At 52.3% G+C, this 7,064-nt stretch carries 4 protein-coding genes; all 4 read left to right on the forward strand.

All coding sequences use genetic code 11. The features are described from left to right. The 4 genes from recF to BRO54_RS01825 all read left to right on the forward strand — a co-directional run bounded on the left by recF (window position 1) and on the right by BRO54_RS01825 (window position 6,910). Window positions 1–1,119, forward strand: a complete 1,119-nt coding sequence (gene recF / locus BRO54_RS01810; protein ID WP_074042946.1) for a DNA replication/repair protein RecF — start codon at window positions 1–3, stop codon at window positions 1,117–1,119. A 46-nt stretch (window positions 1,120–1,165) separates the two neighbouring features. Beyond that, window positions 1,166–3,088 carry a DNA topoisomerase (ATP-hydrolyzing) subunit B gene (gene gyrB, locus BRO54_RS01815; RefSeq protein WP_074042947.1) on the forward strand — a complete coding sequence of 641 codons (1,923 nt, stop codon included), beginning with the start codon at window positions 1,166–1,168 and terminating at the stop codon, window positions 3,086–3,088. A 153-nt stretch (window positions 3,089–3,241) separates the two neighbouring features. Then, window positions 3,242–5,719 (forward strand): DNA gyrase subunit A, encoded by a 2,478-nt coding sequence (gene gyrA / locus BRO54_RS01820; RefSeq protein WP_074042948.1) that lies wholly within the window; start codon window positions 3,242–3,244, stop codon window positions 5,717–5,719. A 123-nt stretch (window positions 5,720–5,842) separates the two neighbouring features. Next, window positions 5,843–6,910: an HD-GYP domain-containing protein gene (locus BRO54_RS01825; protein ID WP_074042949.1), complete on the forward strand. Its 1,068-nt coding sequence runs from the start codon at window positions 5,843–5,845 to the stop codon at window positions 6,908–6,910. The last annotated feature ends 154 nt before the right edge of the window (window positions 6,911–7,064 follow it).

Here is a 7,064-nt window from a genome sequence, read left to right on the forward strand (position 1 = left end):
GTGTTTTTGACCAACTTAACGTTGACGAATTACCGCAATTATGAGTATGAAACGCTGAATTTCGGCGAGGGCGTAAACGTCATCTTAGGAGAAAACGCCCAAGGAAAGACGAACATGATGGAGGCCATTTATGTTTTGGCTATGGCGAAGTCGCACCGCACGTCCAACGATAAAGACCTTATCCGTTGGAATGAAGAGTATGCTAAAATAGAAGGAAGAGCGGAAAAACGAAGCGGATCGTTAGCGCTTGAGCTGTTGATTTCAAAAAAAGGAAAAAAAGCAAGGTGCAACCATATTGAACAGCAGCGGCTCAGCCAATATGTCGGCCATTTGAACGTCGTCATGTTCGCTCCCGAAGACTTGAATTTAGTCAAGGGAAGTCCGCAAGTGCGGCGCCGATTTGTTGATATGGAAATCGGGCAAATGTCGCCTGTGTATATACATGATTTGAGCCAATACCAAAAGCTGCTGCAGCAACGCAATCATTACTTAAAAATGATGCAAGCGCGCGAGCAGAGCGATGAGGCGGTGCTTGATGTGTTAACTGAGCAGCTTGTATTGCTGGCGGCCAAAATTACGCTGCGGCGCCGCCAGTTTTTGTCGCTGCTTGAGCAATGGGCGATGCCGATCCATTATGAAATCAGCCGCGGCGCTGAACAGCTTTGCATCCGATACGAACCGTCGGTCGACGTATCAGAAAAGACGGAATTGTCGAGAATAGTAGAAGCATACAGTGAAACGTTCGCTGCCATGAGGGAACGGGAAGTTCAGCGGGGAACGACGCTGATCGGCCCGCATCGCGATGATATCGCGTTTTTCGTGAATGGAAAAAACGTGCAAACTTTCGGTTCTCAAGGGCAACAACGCACAACGGCGCTAGCGGTCAAGCTGGCAGAACTTGAGCTCATCTTTTCCGAGTTAGGCGATTACCCCATTTTATTGCTTGATGATGTGTTGTCAGAACTCGATGACTTTCGGCAAACCCACCTCCTTGATGCCATCCGGAAAAAAGTGCAAACTTTTGTCACAACAACAAGCATTGACGGCATTAAGCACGACATCATTCAAGAAGCGGCCATTTATCGAGTCCATTCTGGTTCGGTAACCGCTCCTTCTTGACCGCGAGACCGTTGAACGTTTGCAAAGAAAGCGTAGGTGATCAGGCATGACAATGGAACAACGGGTTGAGCAGACGTACGATGCAAGCCAAATCCAAGTGCTTGAAGGTCTTGAAGCGGTCCGCAAGCGCCCGGGGATGTACATCGGCTCGACGGGGCCGAAAGGACTTCATCATCTCGTTTGGGAAATCGTCGACAACAGCATCGACGAGGCGTTGGCGGGCTATTGCACAAACATCGATGTGACGATCGGCAAAGACAACAGCATCACCGTCGCCGACAACGGGCGTGGCATTCCGGTTGACATTCACGAGGCGACCGGACGGCCCGCCGTCGAAGTCATTATGACCGTCCTTCATGCCGGCGGGAAATTTGGCGGAGGAGGCTACAAAGTGTCCGGCGGCTTGCACGGCGTTGGCGCTTCGGTCGTCAACGCCTTATCGGAATGGCTCGAAGTGTATGTCTATCGGGATGGAAAAATTCATTACCAGCGGTACGAGCGCGGGGAGCCGTGCACCGACTTGCAAGTCATCGGCGAGACAGACCGGACCGGAACGACGACCCGTTTTAAGCCGGACCCGGAAATTTTCACTGAGACGACTGAATTTGACTATGAAACGCTGGCCACTCGGCTGCGTGAGCTCGCCTTTTTAAATCGCGGCTTAAAAATCACGCTGACGGACGAACGGGTCGACAACCGAAAAAACGAATATGTTTACGAAGGCGGCATTCGTTCATACGTCCGCCATTTGAACCGAACGCGAGAAGTGCTGCACGAGGAGCCGATTTATATCGCCGGCGAGCGCGACGGCATTGCCGTAGAAATCGCCTTGCAGTATAACGACGGCTATACAAGCAACATTTATTCGTTTGTCAACAACATTCATACGCATGAAGGCGGCACGCATGAATCCGGCTTTAAAATGGCGCTGACGCGCATCATCAACGATTATGCCCGCAAGCAACAAATTTTCAAAGAAAACGACGCGAACTTGACCGGCGATGATGTGCGCGAAGGGCTGACGGCCATCGTGTCGATCAAGCATCCATCGCCGCAGTTTGAAGGGCAAACGAAAACGAAGCTCGGCAACAGCGATGCGCGCACGGTGACCGACGCTGTCTTTTCCGAACAATTTGAGACGTTTTTGCTTGAAAATCCAACGATTGCCCGGAAAATCGTCGAAAAAGGCATGATGGCAGCGCGGGCGCGGCTGGCGGCAAAAAAAGCGCGCGAACTGACGCGGCGCAAAAGTGCGCTTGAAATTTCCAATTTGCCGGGCAAACTGGCCGACTGTTCGTCAAGAGACCCGTCGATCAGCGAACTGTACGTCGTTGAGGGCGATTCGGCCGGCGGTTCGGCGAAACAAGGACGCGACCGCCATTTCCAAGCGATTTTGCCGCTGCGCGGGAAAATCCTTAACGTGGAAAAAGCGCGCTTGGACAAAATTTTGTCGAACAATGAGGTGCGGGCGATTATCACGGCTCTTGGCACGGGCATTGGCGAAGAGTTCGACATCTCAAAGGCGCGTTACCATAAGGTAATCATCATGACCGACGCCGATGTTGACGGGGCCCACATTCGCACGCTTCTTTTAACGTTTTTTTACCGTTATATGCGGGAATTGATCGAACGCGGTTACATTTATATCGCTCAGCCGCCGCTGTATAAAATCGAGCAAGGAAAACAGGTGCGTTACGCTTACAACGACCGCCAGCTCGAGAAAATCCTTGCCGAGCTGCCGGAACAGCCAAAACCGACAATTCAACGCTATAAAGGGTTGGGCGAAATGAATCCGGAGCAACTTTGGGAAACGACGATGAATCCGGAAACGAGAACGTTGCTGCAAGTAAGCCTGCAAGACGCCATTGACGCAGATGAAACGTTTGAAATTTTAATGGGTGATAAAGTTGAGCCGCGCCGCCAATTCATCGAAGAAAATGCCCGTTATGTGAAAAACTTGGACATTTAAGCTAATAAAGAAGAGGAAAGCAGCCGCCCTCCTCGCTTCACCTTGCCGACGGGGACAACCCGGCGCGCGAGCAAAGCGGCGCCCGCCGTCCGTCCGCGTCCGCCTGGCCGGGCGGGCCGGACTGGAGGAGGTTTGAAAGGGAGGTTTGAACGAATGGCAGAACACGAACAACCGCGCATCCGCGAAGTGAACATCAGCCAGGAAATGCGTTCTTCGTTTCTTGACTATGCGATGAGCGTCATCGTTTCGCGCGCCCTGCCGGACGTGCGCGACGGGCTGAAGCCGGTGCATCGCCGCATTTTATACGCCATGCACGACCTCGGCATGACCGCCGATAAACCGTATAAAAAGTCGGCTCGCATCGTCGGCGAAGTGATCGGGAAATATCATCCGCATGGGGATGCCGCCGTGTATGACACGATGGTGCGCATGGCGCAAGATTTCAACTACCGCTACATGCTTGTCGACGGACATGGCAACTTCGGATCGATCGACGGCGACGCGGCAGCAGCGATGCGCTACACAGAAGCGCGCATGTCGAAAATCGCCATGGAGCTTTTGCGCGATATCAACAAAGACACGATCGACTATCAAGATAACTATGACGGTTCGGAAAAAGAACCGGTCGTGCTGCCGTCCCGGTTTCCCAATTTGCTTGTCAACGGTTCATCCGGCATCGCTGTCGGAATGGCGACGAACATTCCGCCGCACCAGCTTGGCGAAGTGATCGACGCCTTGTTGGCATTAAGCCAAAATCCGGAGATGACGGTCGCCGATTTGATGGAATACATCCCAGGTCCTGACTTTCCAACCGCTGGACAAATTATCGGCCGCAGCGGCATCCGCAAGGCGTACGAAACGGGACGCGGCTCGATTACATTGCGCGCCAAGGCCGAAATCGAGCAGCAGCCAAACGGCAAGGAAACGATTATTGTGAGCGAGCTCCCTTATCAAGTAAACAAGGCGAAACTGATCGAGCGGATCGCCGAACTTGTGCGCGAGAAAAAAATTGACGGCATCACCGACTTGCGCGACGAGTCGGATCGGAGCGGCATGCGCATCGTTATCGAAGTGCGGCGCGATGCCAACGCGAAAGTGGTGTTGAACAATTTGTACAAACATACGGCATTGCAAACGAGTTTTGGCATCAACATGCTCGCTTTGGTAAACGGCGAGCCGAAAGTGCTGAACTTAAAAGAATGTTTGGAGCATTATTTGAACCATCAAAAAACCGTCATCCGCCGGCGGACGGCGTTTGAGCTGAAAAAAGCCGAGGCGCGAGCCCACATCTTGGAAGGGTTGCGCATCGCCCTTGACCATTTGGATGAAGTGATCGACCTCATCCGCCGCTCACAGACGACGGAGGCGGCGCGCGAAGGGCTGATGGCGCGGTTCTCCCTTAGTGAACGGCAGGCGCAGGCGATTTTGGATATGCGCCTGCAACGGTTAACCGGCCTTGAGCGGGAAAAAATCGAACAAGAATACCAAGACCTTGTCCGTCTGATCGCAGAACTGAGAGGCGTATTGGCCGACGAAGAGAAAGTATTGCAAATCATTCGCGATGAACTGAGCGAAATTAAGGAGCGGTTCAACGATGAGCGGCGCACGGAAATCGTTTCAGGAGCCGTTGAGCAGTTCGATGACGAGGATTTAATTCCACAAGAGCATGTCGTCATCACGCTCACTCATAAAGGCTACATCAAGCGCTTGCCTTTATCGACGTACCGGAGCCAAAAACGCGGTGGCCGGGGCGTGCAAGGCATGCATACGGCGGAAGACGATTTCGTCGAACATTTGCTTGTTACGTCGACTCATGACACCGTGCTGTTTTTCACGAACAAAGGGAAAGTGTATCAGGCAAAAGGCTACGAGATCCCGGAATTCGGCCGCACAGCCAAAGGGTTGCCGATCATCAACTTGCTTGAGCTCGATAAAGATGAGTGGATCAACGCCATGATTCCGATTGAAAGCGAGTTTAGCGATGAACGCTACCTCGTGTTTGCGACAAAGCAAGGAATTGCCAAACGTTCCCCACTTTCAGCGTTCGCCCATATTCGTAACAATGGGCTCATCGCCATCCATTTGCGCGAAGGGGATGAACTGATTTCTGTCCGGCTGACGGATGGCAAAAAGCATTTGATCATCGGTACGAAAAACGGCATGCTCATCCGTTTCCCGGAAACCGACGTGCGGGCGATGGGCCGCAGCGCGACTGGAGTCAAAGCGATCACGCTTGATGACGGGGATGAAGTAGTCGGCATGGAAATTTTAGAAGACCATCATGATGTGCTTGTCGTCACGAAAAAAGGGTTCGGCAAGCGCACTCCGGCCTCGGAATACCGCGCGCAAAGCCGCGGAGGCAAAGGATTGAAAACGTGCAACGTCACGGATAGAAACGGTCCTGTCGTTGCGGTGACAACCGTCGTCGGCAATGAAGACGTCATGGTGATCACGACCGGCGGCGTGCTCATTCGCATTGCCGTCAGCGATATTTCTCGGACGGGAAGAATCGCCCAAGGCGTTAAACTCATTCGCCTCTCTGGCGAAGATGGGCACGAGTGCGTCGCTACGGTGGCGAAAGTGCCTGAGGAAGAAAGAGACGAGGAAAAAGAAGAAGATCATTCGGCCTAGCGGAAACGGCGCTTCGCCTATAGGCGCGGGGCGTCGTTTTTCTGTTTCAAAAGCACTGCCATCGCGGCCAAAATCATGTTACGATAGAAATACAGAGAAAAAAGACAAAGGGGGCACTAATCGATGGTCCGTGTGAAACGCTCCCAGCTTCGCGAAGGATGCGTGCTCGCTGAAGATGTGCTCGGCAAGACGAAACGTCCGATTATCCCGAAAAACACCGTGATCACGAAACCGTTGCTGCTCGTACTTGAAAAATTCCTCGTTGAGGAAGTGGACGTTGAACCATTGCTTGCTAACGGCGAACCATTTCCCAACGTCGATTCCGCATCAACGGCGGCTGCCAAACAGCCGATGGCCTTCTACTTAGAGGCGGTCCAACGATACAAAACATGGTTTCAATCGTGGCAAGCCGGTTTGCCGGTTGATATCGGCGAAATCAGAGGGGTCATCATTCCGCTTTTTGAACGAATGGCGGGCCAAAAACGGGAGTTGCTTATGTTGCATCATTACGCAACAAAGGACGAATATTTGCACCATCATGCCGTCAGCGTCGGGCTGCTCGCGGGCTTTTTGGCCATGCAGCTTGGATACAGCGAAGGGGAATGCCACCAAATCGCCCTTGCCGGTGTGCTAGCAGACTGTGGCATGGCGAAAATAAGCAAGAAAATTTTGATGAATCCGTCGGCGCTCACTGAAGCTGAATTCAATGAAGTAAAGCAGCACCCTGTCTTCAGCTACCGCATGGTGCAAAAAATCCCTGCGCTAAACCATGGGGCAAAACTTGCCGTGCTGCAGCATCATGAACGAAATGACGGCAGCGGCTACCCGCTCGGAGTAAAAGCAGAAGGAATTCACCCTTACAGCCAGATCGTCGCCGTCGCTGATGTCTACCACGCCATGACTTCAGAACGGTTATACCGTCGCAAACAGTCGCCGTTTCGGGCCATTGAAACGATGCAAAGGGAGCAGTTCGGCAAACTGAGTACAGAAGCTGTCGCCGCGCTGGTGAACAATCTCATCGGCCTACAAACAGGAGCCGTCGTCAAACTCTCCAACGGCGAAATGGCTGAAGTGATGTTTATTCCTTCAGACGAGCCAGCCCGGCCGATCGTCAAGATCATCGAAACCGGACAGTTGCTGTCACTAAGCGTTCAGCGGGACATATATATCGAGGAAATGGTGCAAGGTTGATCAATGGTTTCAAAAAATACTATTGCCTAAACAACATCCACATGATATAATCAGCATTGCTTGTGACGGCAACGAAACAAAAAAGTTGTTGACTTTTCGTTGTCCACGCGTTATTATTTAATAGCTGTCATCATTAGGCGTCAGTGGAAAAGCT

This window comes from Geobacillus proteiniphilus, from assembly GCF_001908025.1.
Taxonomy (GTDB): domain Bacteria; phylum Bacillota; class Bacilli; order Bacillales; family Anoxybacillaceae; genus Geobacillus; species Geobacillus proteiniphilus.